The sequence below is a fragment of the Streptomyces sp. NPDC057697 genome (assembly GCF_042799335.1).
Lineage (GTDB): Bacteria > Actinomycetota > Actinomycetes > Streptomycetales > Streptomycetaceae > Streptomyces.
Genome location: NZ_JBHVJA010000005.1, coordinates 20,178 through 34,772, shown reverse-complemented (window position 1 = coordinate 34,772; position 14,595 = coordinate 20,178). Strand labels below are relative to the sequence as shown.

The following is a 14,595-nucleotide window of genomic DNA, read 5'->3' as shown; positions in this document are numbered from 1 at the left end:
CCCGAGCCCCGGCCGGAGTCCCGACCCGAGTCCCGACCGTCGCTGGGGCCGGGATGTGCGGCAGTTCCGGCATGCGTCACACCCTGCTCCGTGCATGAGGCCCGCGCACTGGAGCGTTCCCGTGTGTTCGTGCGGGGGGCTACCCCCATATGCCTGCGGCGGTTCCCCCTCGACCCGCCGCAACACACCCGAATGCCACGCCCCGGTGGAGCGGTCCCCGTACCGAGCGGACATTCACCTCATTACCAAGGACCGACGGGACGGAGACCACGCACCCATGCCCACCCCCACGCTCACCCCCGATCAACTGGATGCCCAGGCCGCTCGCCTCCACGACACGGAGGCGTGGCAGCAGATCGTCACCGGCTGGGACGCCACGGCCCCCGCCCCCATGCGTCCGTCCATCCCTGTCGGGGTCCCCTCCGCCTCCCCCGCCGTCCCTGCCCCTGTGCGGCAGCCGTCCGCGCCCGGCCCCGTGCGGCCGACCGGCCGAGGCGTCGTGGAGCCACTGCCGGACCACCGCTCTGCCGACTGGCGCGATCTGCTGTCCGTGCCGGTCGATCAGCTCATCGCCGACTCCGTCCGCGCCCTGCCCGCGGCCGCACCGCGTGAACGGCCGCTTCCCGGGCGGCTGGGCGCGATCCTCCCGGACCGGCTCCACTCGTGGCGCCGCATCGGCCAGCCCGAGGTTCGGCCCTCCACTCACCTCGCCCACGCGCGGCGGATCCTGACCGAGTGGGGCTGGCAGAACACCCCGTACCGGCTCCGCAACGCCCGCGGCGCCCGGTGTATCTGCGGTGCCCTCCTCACCGCGCACCGCCTGGGGTACGGCTCCCTCGACACCGTGGACCGGGCCGGTGCCTGGCTCGTCGCCGAGCTTCGTTCCCAGGGCTGGACCGGGCTGATCGGGCCCTGGAACCGCTGCCCCGGCCGCACCGCGGCGGACGCACTCGCCCTGATCGACGCCACCATCACCCGTGCCGCCCACGCCGGGCAGTGATCACCGCTCTCCCCTCACGGCCCTCACCCCGCACGGCCACGATGCCGAGGCGCTCCCCCTCGCCCCTGCCCGCACGGCTCCCCCGTCCTCCGTCCCCCCGTCCGGCCTCCTGCTGCCTCACACCACCGCCCAGATACCCCCGCCGCCCGTACCCCGCCCCCGTGGCGCTGTGTTCCCCCGTCGGCGGCTGCTTATCGCCGGTCCCATATGGCTGGCCCCGACCGACGCCCCTCCCCCGTCCGGATTCCCGTCCTCCGACCGTCATGCCGACCGCAAGCCGTCGTCCGGTACGTCCAGCACAGGCTGTCGTCCCGTACGTCTGGCACGTCCGGTACATCTGGCACGTCCGGTACAGCGGTCAGAAGGGCTCGTCCAGACCCTCCGTGTCCTCGCCCTCTTCCTCCAGTGCCTGCCGCACCACGCGCAGGGCCATGCCCTCCCCGTACCCCTTGCGCGCGAGCATGCCCGCCAAGCGCCGCAACCGCTTGTCGCGGTCCAGGCCGCGAGTGGAGCGCAGCTTACGCGCGACCAGCTCGCGGGCGGTCGCCTCCTCCTGCTCGGAATCGAGCTGCCCGACCGCCTCGTCGATGACGGCGGATTCCACCCCCTTGGTGCGCAGCTCACGGACGAGAGCGCGGCGGGCGAGTCCGCGTCCGTGGTGCCTGGACTCCACCCAGGCGTCCGCGAACGCCGCGTCATCGATCAACCCGACATCCTCGAAGCGCGAAAGCACTTCTTCGGCCGCCTCGTCCGGGATCTCCCGTTTACGGAGCGCATCGGCAAGCTGCTTCCGGGTGCGCGGCGTCCCCGTGAGCAGCCGCAGGCAGATGTTGCGCGCCTGCTCGACCGGGTCTCGCGGCTCCCCTTTCTCGGCCCTCGACGAGGAAGGGGAGCCGCTGCTCTTGGTACGGGAGCGGGCACGTCGGCCCGTCCCCTCTCCGAATCCGGCGTCCGGGCCCCGGTCACGGCCCGCACCGGCCTCCGGCTCGTACGCATCCGCGGACTCGGCCATGTGCCCGGCGGTGAATTCATGGCCGGGACCGGTGTGAGGGTCAGTGGCGCTGACCGGCCACTCCGTGCGACGCGTCACGGTCTAGCTCTTGGCCGCCGCGGTCTTGGCCGGCTTGGTCTTACCGGCCGGAGCGGGCACCGACTTCGCACTGTCGGCCGGAGCGGCCGCACTGTTTGCCGCGTCCGCACCGGACGGGGTGCCGTCGTCGGGCCTGACCCCGATGCCCAGCTTCTCAAGGATCTTCTTCTCGATCTCATTGGCGAGATCGGGGTTGTCCTTGAGGAAATTACGGGCGTTCTCCTTGCCCTGGCCGAGCTGGTCGCCTTCGTAGGTGTACCAGGCGCCTGCCTTGCGGACGAAGCCGTGCTCCACGCCCATGTCGATCAGGCCACCCTCGCGGCTGATGCCCTGGCCGTAGAGGATGTCGAACTCGGCCTGCTTGAAGGGCGGCGCGACCTTGTTCTTGACGACCTTCACGCGGGTGCGGTTGCCGACGGCGTCCGTACCGTCCTTCAGCGTCTCGATCCGGCGGATGTCGAGGCGCACGGAGGCGTAGAACTTGAGCGCCCGGCCACCGGTCGTGGTCTCCGGCGAGCCGAACATCACGCCGATCTTCTCGCGGAGCTGGTTGATGAAGATCGCGGTGGTCTTGGACTGGTTGAGCGCGCTGGTGATCTTGCGGAGCGCCTGGCTCATCAGACGGGCCTGCAGACCCACGTGCGAGTCGCCCATCTCGCCCTCGATCTCCGCGCGCGGCACGAGCGCCGCGACCGAGTCGATGACGATCAGGTCGAGGGCACCGGAGCGGACCAGCATGTCCACGATCTCAAGGGCCTGCTCGCCGTTGTCCGGCTGGGACAGGATGAGGCTGTCGATGTCGACGCCGAGCTTCTTCGCGTACTCGGGGTCGAGCGCGTGCTCCGCGTCGATGAAGGCGACGGAGCCGCCGAGCTTCTGCGCGTTCGCCACCGCGTGCAGTGTCAGCGTCGTCTTACCGGAGGACTCCGGTCCGTACACCTCCACCACACGGCCGCGCGGCAGGCCGCCGACACCGAGGGCCACGTCGAGGGCGGTGGACCCGGTGGGGATCACTTCGATGGGCTCGTTCGGCCGCTCACCGAGGCGCATCACCGCGCCCTTGCCGAATTGCCGTTCAATCTGTGCGAGTGCGGCGTCCAGCGCCTTCTCGCGGTCGGTTCCTGCCATGGGTTCCACCCGATTTGCTTGAGTCGATCGCTTCACGTCAAAGACGCTAACCCCTGCCACTGACAATGGGCCTCGACGTCCTCCCGGCCTGTGGATAACTCCACGGTCGGGCCCGGGAAAACCCGGCCGGAATCCCATGAGAATGGATGTTCGATTTCAGTGTCAAGCGCACCACGCCGGACCGGCCGGCACCCGGCACCCCGGCGACCGTCGGCGGGCGGCGCGCGGCGGGCGACACCGCAGGACTGGGCTGGGCAGGGCTGGGCTGGGCAGGGCAGGTAGCGGCCGGCAGGTGGCCTTGATCGTTCGCCGGACGAGTCCGGTGGGTCGAGCGGCGGCCCCGGGCCGTGTCCCCGTGGGAACGGCCGATCCGGTGGCGCCCCGGTACCGGTCGTGGTCATCCTGTGCGGATGGGGGATCGTGCGAACTTTGTCGTGGTCAGCGAGAGCGGTGAGTACGAGCTGTACCTGTCGCGGTTCGGAGCGGCAGGAATCGACCTCGACCTCCTGACCGGGCCGGCGGAGGCCCTCTCGATGATCCGGCGCCTGGAAACATCCGACTGGTGGCTGGACGACGTGCAGTGCCAGGGTGCGGCACTGGTCGACCTCGGCCGGAAGGTGCTGATGCTGTTCGCCTGGGAAGGGCCGAGCACCGAGATGCGTCACAGGGCGGCCACGCTGGAATTGTTGCGGGAGGCATGGGCCGGGTGGGACGTCAGGTGGATGTACGACGGCCCCGCCGAGCTGCGGTCGTACCTGGGGCTGGACCCCGCATACGTCCGTGCTCGTGAGGGGGGACTCGTCGTGGGCCCACTGCTCGGACCGGACGACGAGGAGCTGGCCGAACCCGAGCCGATGGTTGTGGTGGTGACGATCGGAACGGAGCACTGCTACGTGCTGGCGAACATCGGCGACCATCCGGTCCGGGAGGGGCCTGCGCTCCTCGACCGGCTGGCGGGCGGCCCCGAGTGCGGGGTCCGGCCGACGTCGGCCGATGCCGGCATCCACGTCGATCCGCTGCGCCGCCTGGTGGGCTGGTGGGTGCTCGGGGCGTCGGCAGAGGCGTACGAGATGCCGCAGCGATGGCCTGGTTGGACGGTGGAGTTCTGGCAGGACCGCTGGGCGGAGCACGTACGGTCGGCGCCCGGACGCTTCTCGCCACCGCCGGTCGACCACGCAAGGGCGCTGGCGGACGTACGGACGTCGGCCGGACGCTATCGAGAGGCACGACCACGAGTGAGCTGTGGCACTCGGCAGGACCCGTGCTCAGGCGTCGTCCCGGACGGCGGCCCGGAGGCCGTCGCCCGGGACGAGAACGCCGAAACCTCTCCGACGTGAACTCACAGGCGTGAGCTCACGGTCGTGAAGGGGCGCGAAAGACATCGACCCCTCAGGCGTGCTCCGGAGCTTCCCGCTCCCCGGCGCCGCCGTCCCCACCCGCGCCCGCCGCGCTTCCGGGCGCCCGCCAGGAACGGCGCAGCCGGGTGAGCACCGGCTCGCCGCGCCGGGCGCTCCGGCCGTGCATCCGGGGGTCGTCCGTCACGTCGTACCGCTTCACGTACGCGCCGAGGAACGCCTGGAGCGTGGCGACGGCCGGGATCGCGATCAGCGCGCCCACGGCGCCCATCAGGGCCGTGCCCGCGATGACCGATCCGAAGGCCACCGCCGGATGGATGTCGACGGTCCTGGAGGTCAGCTTGGGCTGGAGGGCGTAGTTCTCGAACTGCTGGTAGACCACGACGAAGCCCAGCACCCACACCGCGTACCAGGGGTCGACGGTGAACGCGATCAGCATCGGCAGAGCGCCCGCCAGATACGTACCGATCGTGGGGATGAACTGGGAGACCAGCCCGACCCAGACGGCCAGCGCGGGCGCGTAGGGCACTCCGAGGATCACCAGCAGGATGTAGTGCGCGATCCCGGAGATGAGGGCCATCAGTCCGCGCGAGTAGAGGTAGCCGCCGGTCTTGTCGACCGCGATCTCCCAGGCCCGCAGGACCTCCGCCTGCCTGGCGGGCGGCAGCACGGAGCACAGGGCGCGCCGCAGTCTGGGGCCGTCGGCCGCGAAGTAGAACGAGAACAGGGAGATCGTCAGCAGCCGGAACAGTCCGCCGAGCACGGTGGTGGAGATGTCGAGGACTCCGGTCGCACTGTTCTGGACGTACTTCTGCAGCCAGTCGGAGTGGAGCAGGCTGTCCTGGACCTCGACCCGGGAGAGGTCGGTGTGGAAGGACTGGTTGACCCAGTTGATCACCGAGTCCAGATACTTCGGGAACTCCTCGACCATGTCGACGATCTGGCCCGCGAGCATCGAGCCGAGCAGCACGACGAAGCCCACTCCGGCGATCAGCACCACGAGGAAGACCAGGAAGGTGGCCAGGCCGCGGCGCATGCCGCGCGCCGACATCCGGCTCACCGCCGGCTCGATGGCGAGCGCCAGGAAGAACGCGATCAGAACGTTGATCAGCAACCCGATGAGCTGGTCGAACGCCCAGCTGCCGAGCCGGAAGCAGGCGTAGAGCGCCAGGGCGAGCACCATGGCGCGCGGCAGCCACGCGGGCATGCGGACCGACCCGTTTCCGGCGGGCGCGGCGGGTGGCGCGGCCGGCGGGACGGGCGGGGTGGGGGGCGGCTGGGTCTGTGCTGTCTCGTCTGTCGGTGCCACGGTTCCAGTCTCGCCTACGACCGTGACGAACAACCGCCCGCCCCGGACAACGGCACAGGTCCGGCTGCTGACGGGCCGGGAATCGGTGCGGGCCCGCCTGCCGGAGTGCCGCGAACCGGAGCGGGTCCGACGCGGCGGACCCACGGTGCGGCCCCGGTGTCAGCGCTTGTCGGCGGGGATGCCGACCGCCGTGCAGACACCGCGCCAGACGTCCTTGGTCTCCCACCCCGCGGCCAGCGCCTGGTGCACGGTCTGGCCGTCGAGCTCGGACATCACATGATCGCGCGCGAAGGAGTCCGCGTACCCCGCGCCGAAGTGGTCCGCCATCCGTTCCCAGAAAATCGTCAACCGCATGACCCCAGTATCGCGCTCCTGAGAGTGCAGCCGGGGCCGCTACGACCTGCCGAGAGCGCTTACCGGCCTACGGTCGGTCCATGGCTGGAACCGGAACAAGTCCCCTCAATCGCGCCGAGCAGTTCATCTGGCTCACGGCCCGCGTCCTGGAACAGCGGCGGTTCGCCCATCACTTCCTGCAAGGAAGTGCGGACGCCGTGGAAACCGCACTCGCCGCCTATCTGAACGAGGACGGCGGTTACGGGAACGCGCTCGAACCCGATCTGCGCGGCCCCGTCAGTCAGCCACTGCACACCGCACACGCGCTGAACGTGCTGGACTCCATCGGGCGCTGCGACGGTCTGCGGGTGGAGCGGATCTGCCGCTTCCTCACCGAGGTGTCGACCAAGGAGGGCGCGCTGCCGGCTCTCCTGCCGACCCAGCGCGGCTATCCCGCCGCGCCGTTCATCCCGATCGTCGACGACCCTCCGGCGGAGCTGCTGACCACCGGGCCCGTCGTCGGGCTGCTGCATCGCAACGCGGTGTGGCACGCGTGGCTGTTCCGGGCCACCGACTTCTGCTGGGCCGCGGTGGACGCGCTGGACCGGTCCCATCCGTACGAGATCGAGGCGGCGCTCGCCTTCCTGGACGGCGCTCCGGACCGGGCGCGGGCCGAGGCGGCGGCCGACCGGCTCGGGCGGCTGGTGCGGGATCAGCGGCTCGCGGTACTGGATCCGGAGCGGCGCGCCGAGTACCCCGTCGCGGCCGGATACGCGCCGGGCGAGCAGCACTTCCCGTACGACTACGCCCGTACGCCCGAGTCGCTCGCCCGTCGCTGGTTCACCGACGAGGAGCTGTCCCGCTCGCTCGATCACCTCGCTTCCGAGCAGCGGGAGGACGGTGGCTGGCCGGTCAACTGGCGGCAGTGGGCGCCAGGGACTGCGCTGGAGGGGCGGCCCCTGGTGACGCTCAAGGCACTCCTGACGCTGCGCGCCCATGGGCGCAGCCTCGACTGAACCCCCGGCTCGGAGCCGGCACCGTACGGCGAACGGCGCTCGGGGCCTGCGCGTGCGGCGGGGGTCCGGACCGGTGGGCCGGGCCCCCGCCGCACGCGGGCCTCCATGTGCGGCGGCGGTACCGGTACGGCGAGCCGCACGCGGGCCCCGTGTACGGGCTTGCCTAGCCGAGGGCACGTACTCCTGCGGTGACGGCCACGGCGGAGCCCACGACCACGAGGAAGGGCGCACGCAGGACCAGTGCGAGCGCCGCCGCGGCGAGCCCGGCGCCCCGGGCGTCCAGCGCCAGGTGCTGCCCGTCGCCGAAGGTCTGCTGCGCGGTGAGGGCGGCCAGGAGCGCCACGGGCAGGAGCGCGGCGAGACGCTGGGCGAGCGGGCGTTCCAGCACACCGGCGGGCACCAGCAGCCCGAGCAGCTTGGCGAGGTAGCAGCCGACGGCGGTCAGCGCGATGGCGATCCAGACGTTCATCGGTTCTCCTCCGTGGTGACCGTTCCCCGGCCCTCCTGTGCGCCGGCCGCTTCCCGGTTCCCTTCCGCGGTGGGCGTTTCCCGGTTCTTCCTGGTGGGGTCCTTCCCCCGGTCCTTCTTGGTCGGGGCCGTTCCCCCGTTCCCCTTGGTAGGGGCCGTTTCCCGGTCCGTGCCCTTCCGGCGTCCGCTCAGGAAGAGGACGGCGGGTGCGGCGAGCGCGGACAGCAGGACGGGGACGCCCGCGGGCAGTACGGGCAGCAGGCCGAGCGCGAGCAGGACCGCGAGGGCGGCGGTGGCCCGTTCGGCGGTGCTCTTCAGCATCGGCGCGAGCAGGGCCAGGAAGACCGCCGGTGATGCCGCGTCCAGCCCCCAGGCATCGGTGTCGCCCAGCGCCTCGGCACCGAGGGCCCCCAGCAAGGTGGTCAGGTTCCACAGCACGTACAAGGTCAGCCCCGTGACGGCGAAGCCGATCCGAGCCGTCCTCCGGGTCGGCTGCGACAGCGTCACGGCGCTCGTCTCGTCGATGACCCACTGGGCGGCGAAGGGGCGCAACCCCCGGGGGAGCGCCAGGAGCTGCGACAGCCGCAGGCTGTAGAACGAATTGCGCACGCCGAGGAAGAAGGCCCCGGCGGCAGCGGTGTACGGGTTGCCGCCCGCGGCAAGGGCCCCGACGAGGGCGAACTGCGAGGCGCCGGTGAAGACGGCGAGGCTGAGCGCGCAGGTCTGCAGCAGGCTCAGTCCGGAGCCGGCCGAGGTCACACCGAAGGCGAAGCCGGAGAGCCCCACGGCTATGCCGACACCGAGCGCGTCGCGCACGACGGCCGCGTCCGGCTTCGTACCGGTCGCGTCCGGCGCCGTAGCGGTCACGTCCCGCGTCGTACCGGCCGCGTCGGGATTCGCGCCTGCCGTGTCCGGCTTGGCGCCGGGGCCGCTCGTGCTGCCGCGGGGTGCGCCTGCCGATGCGTCGGCGCCCTCTGGGAGTGTTATCTGTTCTGCCACGACCGGAACGCTACGTGGGCAGATCGAGATCAGTCTTGTACGTTCTTGCACGTTCACGCTGGTACGCGCCGGGTGGCACCCCCACGATCCGGGTGAAGTGACGGTTGAGATGCGGCTGGTCGGTGAAACCGACCTCGGCGGCCGCTTCCGAGGGCGCCGTCCCCGCGTCGAGCATCCGCCGCGCCGCCCGCACCCGGGCATCGGTGAGCCAGGCGTGGGGCGGCATCCCGTACTGCTTCTTGAAGGCCCTCAGCAGTGCGAACGGGCTGGTGCCGAGCTCGGCGGCCAGCGCCTCCAGGGTGGGCGGCGCCGCCATCCTGCCCTCCAGCACCGCACGGGCCCGCGCCGCGTCGCGCGCTCCCGCCGAGCGGGGTGCGCGGGCGGGCAGCGTGCTGCCGTGCCGGTCGAGCAGCCGTGTGACCATGATCCTCAGCAAGGTGTCGGCGGCGAGCGCGTTGCCCTCCTCGGCCGCGCGGTGGACCTCGTCGATCAGCCGGGCCGCGTACGGGTCCACGACACTGGTCTCGGCGAATCCGACCGTGCCCCGCAGGCTCGTCGTCTCGGCCGCGATGTCGTTGACCACCTGCGAGGACGGATAGAGCGTGGCGTACACCCAGCCCTCGGGCACGCCCGCGCGGGCGGTGTGCGGCACCTCCGGATTGATCATGACGACGGTGCCGGGCCCGGCGTGGACGGTGCCGCCCGGCAGACCGATGTCCTCCACGCCCCGGCTGATGGTTCCGAAGACATAGCCCTCGTGGCTGTGGCGCGGGAAGGTGTGACGCACATACCGGGCACGGAGCAGGTCGAGGTCGGGCAGTTCCGCGTACTGCCAGTGCCTCGCCCACTCCCTCGATCCCGGCTCCGGTATCGCCCCCATGGACGGATTCTCGCAGCTCCGGGGCGGGTCCGCCGACTGCCGCCGGGGCCGTTGTCAGTGCCGGGGTGCACGATGGGGGACATGGCCGGCTCTGCGCTCGATTCGTTCTCGCCCGCGACCCGCGGTTGGTTCGCGGGTGCCTTCAGCGCGCCCACCGCCGCGCAGGAGGGTGCCTGGCGCGCGATCGGCGAGGGCTCGGACGTGCTGGTCGTCGCACCGACCGGTTCCGGCAAGACCCTCGCCGCGTTCCTCGCCGCGCTGGACGCCCTGGCGTCCGTGCCACCGCCCGCCGAGGCCAGGAAGCGCTGCCGGGTGCTGTACGTGTCGCCCCTCAAGGCGCTCGCGGTCGACGTCGAGCGCAACCTCCGGTCCCCGCTGACCGGCATCCGCCAGGAGTCGGTGCGTCTGGGGCTGCCCGAGCCCGAGGTCCGGGTGGGGATCCGCTCCGGCGACACCCCGCCCGCCGAGCGCCGCTCGATGGCGACCCGCCCGCCGGACATCCTGATCACCACGCCCGAATCGCTGTTCCTGATGCTGACCTCGTCCGCCCGGGAAGCGCTGTCCGGTGTCGAGACGGTGATCCTCGACGAGGTGCACGCCGTGGCGGGCACGAAGCGGGGCGCCCACCTCGCCCTTTCGCTGGAGCGCCTGGACGAACTGCTGCCGCGTCCCGCACGGCGGATCGGCCTGTCGGCGACGGTCCGGCCGGTCGACGAGGTGGCGCGCTTCCTCTCGCCCCGGCGCAAGGCGGAGATCGTCCAGCCGCCGTCCACCAAGCGGTTCGACCTGTCGGTGGTGGTGCCGGTCGAGGATCTGGGCGAGCTCGGCGGCTCCCCCGCCACCGACCCCGACCAGGCGGGACAGGCGGACAAGCCGTCGATCTGGCCGCATGTCGAGGAGCGGATCGTCGATCTCGTCCAGAAGCACCGCTCCACCATCGTCTTCGCCAATTCCCGCCGCCTCGCCGAGCGGCTGTGCAACCGCCTCAACGAGATCGCGTACGAGCGGCTCACCGGCGAGACGCTCACCGAGTCCCACTCCCCCGCCGAGATCATGGCCGAGTCCGGTGCCGCGAAAGGCGCCCCCGCGCTGCTCGCCCGCGCCCACCACGGCTCGGTCTCCAAGGAACAGCGCGCCCAGGTGGAGGAGGACCTCAAAGCGGGCCGGCTGCCCGCCGTCGTCGCCACCTCCAGTCTGGAGCTGGGCATCGACATGGGGGCGGTCGATCTCGTGATCCAGGTGGAGTCCCCGCCGTCGGTCGCCTCCGGCCTGCAACGGGTCGGCCGGGCCGGGCACCAGGTCGGTGCGGTCTCCACCGGCGTGGTCTTCCCCAAGTACCGGGGCGATCTGGTGCAGGCGGCCGTGGTCACCGAGCGGATGCGCGAAGGCTCCATCGAGGCGCTCCGGGTCCCCTCCAACCCCCTGGACGTGCTGGCCCAGCAGCTGGTCGCCATGGTCGCGCTGGACAGCTGGCAGGCGGACGACCTGCTGGCGACGGTCCGCCGCGCCGCCCCCTTCGCCTCGCTGCCCGAGTCCGCGTTCACCGCCGTGCTGGACATGCTCGCCGGCCGCTACCCCTCCGACGCCTTCGCCGAGCTGCGCCCACGCGTGGTCTGGGACCGGGTCGCCGGTACGGTCACAGGCCGCCCGGGTGCGCAGCGGCTCGCCGTCACCTCCGGGGGAACGATCCCCGACCGGGGGCTCTTCGGGGTCTTCCTCGCGGGCGCCGACCCGAAGAAGGGCGGCGGCCGGGTGGGCGAGCTCGACGAGGAGATGGTCTACGAGTCCCGGGTGGGCGATGTCTTCACGCTCGGCACCACGTCCTGGCGGATCGAGGACATCACCCGCGACCGGGTCCTGGTCTCGCCCGCCCCCGGTGTCCCCGGCCGGCTGCCGTTCTGGAAGGGCGACCAGCTGGGCCGTCCGCTGGAGCTGGGGCGTGCGCTGGGGGCGTTCCTCCGTGAGATCGGCGGGCTGTCGCCCGACGACGCCCGGGAACGCCTGCGCGCCGCCGGTCTCGATGCCTGGGCCGCCGACAACACCCTGTCGTACATCGACGAGCAGCGCCGTGCCTGCGGCCATGTGCCGGACGACCGGACCATCCTCGTCGAGCGTTTCCGTGACGAGCTGGGCGACTGGCGGGTCGTGGTCCACTCGCCGTTCGGCGCCCAGGTGCACGCGCCGTGGGCGCTGGCGCTCAGCGCCCGTCTCGCCGAGCGGTACGGCATGGACGCCCAGGTGATGCATGCCGACGACGGCATCGTGCTGCGGCTCCCCGATGCCGACCTGATGGGCCTGGACCTCCTGGACTTCGATCCCGCGCAGGACCTCGCCCAGGGGCCGGGCCGGGATCCGGCGCCCTCGCCGCCCCTCTCGTACGACGCCGACCAGCCACCCGTCGGCGCGGCTGACGTGACGTTCGACCAGGGCGAGATCGGCGGGATCGTCACCGACCAGGTCGGCGGTTCGGCGCTGTTCGCCTCCCGGTTCCGCGAGTGCGCGGCCCGCGCCCTGCTGCTGCCGCGCCGCAGCCCCGGCAAGCGCACCCCGCTCTGGCAGCAGCGCCAGCGCGCCGCGCAACTGCTCCAGGTCGCATCGGAGTTCGGCTCCTTCCCGATCGTCCTGGAGGCGGTCCGCGAATGCCTCCAGGACGTCTTCGACGTCCCCGGCCTCACAGAACTCATGGGCGACCTCGAAGCCCGCCGCGTCCGGCTGGTCGAGGTGACCACCCCGGAGCCCTCGCCCTTCGCACGCTCGCTCCTGTTCGGCTACGTCGCCCAGTTCCTGTACGAGGGCGACTCGCCCCTGGCCGAGCGGCGCGCCGCCGCCCTCTCCCTCGACTCCCACCTCCTGGCCGAGCTCCTCGGCCGGGCGGAGCTGCGCGAGCTGCTCGACGCGGACGTCCTGACCGAGCTGGAGCAGGAGCTCCAGTGGCTGACCGAGGACCGCCGGATCAAGGACGTCGAAGGCGTCGCCGACCTCCTTCGGGTCCTCGGCCCGCTCACCGACGAGGAGTTGGCCCAGCGCGGCGCCGAACGGTCATGGGCCGGAGAGCTGTCCACCGCCCGCCGGGCCATCCGGGTCCGGATCGGCGGCGCGGACCACTGGGCCGCGATCGAGGACGCGGGCCGTCTGCGCGACGCGCTGGGCACCGCGCTCCCGGTCGGTGTCCCCGAGGCGTTCACCGAGCCGGTGAAGGACCCCCTGGGCGATCTCCTCGGCCGATACGCCCGTACACACGGCCCGTTCACCTCCACCGGGGCCGCCACCCGCTTCGGCCTCGGCACCGCCGTCACGGACGGGGCGCTGCAACGGCTCTCCGCCTCCGGCCGGATCGTGCAGGGCGAGTTCCATCCCGCCGGGATCGGCCAGGAATGGTGCGACGCCACCGTGTTGCGCCGGTTGCGCCGCCGTTCGCTCGCCGCACTCCGCCACGAGCTGGAGCCGGTCCCGCCCGCCGCGCTGGCCGGCTTCCTGCCGCAGTGGCAGCACCTCGGCAGCAACAGCCTGCGCGGAATCGACGGACTGGCCCGCGCCATCGAACAGTTGCAGGGCGCCCCCGTCCCGGCATCGGCGCTGGAGAAGCTGATCCTTCCGGGCCGGGTCACGGACTACACTCCCGCGCTGCTCGACGAGCTGACCACCACCGGCGAGGTCGTCTGGGCCGGCGCCGGAGCGCTCCCCGGCAAGGACGGCTGGCTGTCGCTCTACCTCGCCGACAGCGCGCCCCTGCTCCTCCCGCCCCCGCACCCGCTGGAGCTCAGCGCGTTGCACGAATCCGTTCTGACGGCCCTGAGCGGTGGATACGGACTGTTCTTCCGGCAGATCGCCGATCAGGTCCGCGCCACCACCCACCCGGACTGCACCGATCCGCAACTGGCGGACGCCGTATGGGAGCTGGCCTGGTCGGGCCGGCTCACCAATGACACGCTCGCCCCGCTGCGTTCGCTGCTCGGTTCCGGCCGCACAGCGGGGTCGACCGCCCACCGCGCCAGACGCAGCGTCCCACGCGGACGCTACGGCTCCCTCACCGCCGCCGCCCGTCCCACGTCCCGCACCGGCCCGCCCACCGTCTCGGGCCGGTGGTCCCTGCTGCCCGCCATCGAGCCCGACCCCACACACCGTGCCCATGCCCTGGCCCGCACCCTGCTCGACCGCCACGGGGTGGTGACGCGCGGCGCGGTCCAGGCCGAGGGCGTCGAGGGCGGCTTCTCCGCGACGTACCGCGTCCTGTCCGCCTTCGAGGACAACGGCCAGGCCCGGCGGGGCTATGTGGTCGAAGGGCTGGGCGCGGCACAGTTCGCGATGGACGGCGCGGTGGACCGGCTGCGCGCCACCTCCACCGCCCGCGATCGTGCGGAGCCGGGTGCCGCCCCCCACGCCCTGGTCCTCGCCGCGGCGGACCCCGCCAACGCCTACGGCGCCGCCCTGCCGTGGCCCGAGCCGCCGGACGGCGCCGGACACAAGCCGGGCCGCAAGGCGGGCGCCCTGGTGGTGCTGGTCGACGGCGAGCTGGCGATGTACATGGAGCGCGGCGGCAAGACCCTGCTCGCCTGGCCGACCGACCCGGACGACCCCGCCCTCCTCGCCGCGGCCGGGGCGCTGGCGGCGGCCGCCCGCGCGGGGGCGCTCGGCACGGTCACGGTGGAGCGCACCAACGGCGCCCCGTCACTGACCTCCCCGCTCGGTCGCACGCTGGAAGCGGCCGGTTTCCTCGCCACCCCGAGAGGGCTGAGACTCCGCGCCTGAACCACCGGCCCGTCCGCCACGCCCAGGCACACCCACCACCGCGCCGACGCACCAACGCCCGGCACATCGCCACGCCCCACCATCGAGCCGACGCATCAACGCCCGGCGCATCGCCCCGCCCCATCGCCTAGACCACGCCCCACCGCCTACACCACGACGCACATCCGCGCCCACGCCCACACCCCGCTCACCTCACCCGTCCCGCCCGCCCCACCCCGCGCCCCACAACACGACGCACAGCCACACTCACGCCCCGCTCACCCACCAC

At 72.4% G+C, this 14,595-nt stretch carries 11 protein-coding genes; 4 read left to right on the top strand and 7 right to left on the bottom strand.

Going from position 1 to position 14,595, the window contains the following annotated elements; all coding sequences use genetic code 11:
* The first annotated feature begins 277 nt into the window (after positions 1–277).
* Complete coding sequence (locus ACFVFH_RS15710; protein ID WP_383768114.1) at positions 278–1,000, top strand: hypothetical protein; 723 nt, start codon at positions 278–280, stop codon at positions 998–1,000.
* A 358-nt stretch (positions 1,001–1,358) separates the two neighbouring features.
* Here ACFVFH_RS15710 and recX read toward each other — a convergent pair whose 3' ends face one another.
* Together recX and recA are read right to left on the bottom strand one after the other, a co-directional pair.
* Entirely contained in the window at positions 1,359–2,090 is a 732-nt protein-coding gene (gene recX, locus ACFVFH_RS15705; RefSeq protein ID WP_383768110.1) for a recombination regulator RecX, read from the bottom strand.
* A gap of 3 nt (positions 2,091–2,093) precedes the next feature.
* Entirely contained in the window at positions 2,094–3,218 is a 1,125-nt protein-coding gene (recA, locus tag ACFVFH_RS15700; RefSeq protein WP_383768107.1) for a recombinase RecA, read from the bottom strand.
* 410 nt (positions 3,219–3,628) lie between these two features.
* Between recA and ACFVFH_RS15695 the strand changes: the two genes are divergently transcribed.
* Entirely contained in the window at positions 3,629–4,555 is a 927-nt protein-coding gene (locus tag ACFVFH_RS15695) for a hypothetical protein (protein ID WP_383768104.1), read from the top strand.
* Between the two features lie 52 nt (positions 4,556–4,607).
* Here ACFVFH_RS15695 and ACFVFH_RS15690 read toward each other — a convergent pair whose 3' ends face one another.
* Complete coding sequence (locus ACFVFH_RS15690; protein WP_383769017.1) at positions 4,608–5,780, bottom strand: AI-2E family transporter; 1,173 nt, start codon at positions 5,778–5,780, stop codon at positions 4,608–4,610.
* Between the two features lie 261 nt (positions 5,781–6,041).
* Positions 6,042–6,236 (bottom strand): DUF3046 domain-containing protein, encoded by a 195-nt coding sequence (locus tag ACFVFH_RS15685; protein WP_093539374.1) that lies wholly within the window; start codon positions 6,234–6,236, stop codon positions 6,042–6,044.
* Positions 6,237–6,316: 80 nt separating this feature from the next.
* Between ACFVFH_RS15685 and ACFVFH_RS15680 the strand changes: the two genes are divergently transcribed.
* Complete coding sequence (locus tag ACFVFH_RS15680) at positions 6,317–7,231, top strand: hypothetical protein (RefSeq protein WP_383768102.1); 915 nt, start codon at positions 6,317–6,319, stop codon at positions 7,229–7,231.
* 163 nt (positions 7,232–7,394) lie between these two features.
* On the opposite strand, the gene ACFVFH_RS15675 is transcribed toward ACFVFH_RS15680, so the two are convergent.
* The 3 genes from ACFVFH_RS15675 to ACFVFH_RS15665 all read right to left on the bottom strand — a co-directional run bounded on the left by ACFVFH_RS15675 (position 7,395) and on the right by ACFVFH_RS15665 (position 9,578).
* Positions 7,395–7,700, bottom strand: coding sequence for an AzlD domain-containing protein (locus ACFVFH_RS15675; protein ID WP_072488388.1), 306 nt, complete (start codon positions 7,698–7,700; stop codon positions 7,395–7,397).
* Entirely contained in the window at positions 7,697–8,566 is an 870-nt protein-coding gene (locus ACFVFH_RS15670; RefSeq protein WP_383768098.1) for an AzlC family ABC transporter permease, read from the bottom strand. The genes ACFVFH_RS15675 and ACFVFH_RS15670 overlap by 4 nt, the downstream gene beginning before the upstream one ends.
* A gap of 142 nt (positions 8,567–8,708) precedes the next feature.
* Complete coding sequence (locus ACFVFH_RS15665; RefSeq protein WP_383768094.1) at positions 8,709–9,578, bottom strand: AraC family transcriptional regulator; 870 nt, start codon at positions 9,576–9,578, stop codon at positions 8,709–8,711.
* An 81-nt stretch (positions 9,579–9,659) separates the two neighbouring features.
* Here ACFVFH_RS15665 and ACFVFH_RS15660 point away from each other — a divergent pair, with 81 nt between their 5' ends.
* The gene (locus ACFVFH_RS15660; RefSeq protein WP_383768092.1) at positions 9,660–14,327 is read left to right on the top strand and encodes a DEAD/DEAH box helicase; all 4,668 of its coding nucleotides are present in this window, start codon (positions 9,660–9,662) and stop codon (positions 14,325–14,327) included.
* Positions 14,328–14,595 lie beyond the last annotated feature (268 nt).

Coding starts and splice junctions, on each gene's coding strand:
- ACFVFH_RS15710 (WP_383768114.1), top strand. CDS start 278: ATGCCCACCCCCACGCTCACCCCCGATCAACTGGATGCCCAGGCCGCT.
- recA (WP_383768107.1), bottom strand. CDS start 3,218: ATGGCAGGAACCGACCGCGAGAAGGCGCTGGACGCCGCACTCGCACAG.
- ACFVFH_RS15695 (WP_383768104.1), top strand. CDS start 3,629: ATGGGGGATCGTGCGAACTTTGTCGTGGTCAGCGAGAGCGGTGAGTAC.
- ACFVFH_RS15690 (WP_383769017.1), bottom strand. CDS start 5,780: ATGCCCGCGTGGCTGCCGCGCGCCATGGTGCTCGCCCTGGCGCTCTAC.
- ACFVFH_RS15685 (WP_093539374.1), bottom strand. CDS start 6,236: ATGCGGTTGACGATTTTCTGGGAACGGATGGCGGACCACTTCGGCGCG.
- ACFVFH_RS15680 (WP_383768102.1), top strand. CDS start 6,317: ATGGCTGGAACCGGAACAAGTCCCCTCAATCGCGCCGAGCAGTTCATC.
- ACFVFH_RS15675 (WP_072488388.1), bottom strand. CDS start 7,700: ATGAACGTCTGGATCGCCATCGCGCTGACCGCCGTCGGCTGCTACCTC.
- ACFVFH_RS15665 (WP_383768094.1), bottom strand. CDS start 9,578: ATGGGGGCGATACCGGAGCCGGGATCGAGGGAGTGGGCGAGGCACTGG.
- ACFVFH_RS15660 (WP_383768092.1), top strand. CDS start 9,660: ATGGCCGGCTCTGCGCTCGATTCGTTCTCGCCCGCGACCCGCGGTTGG.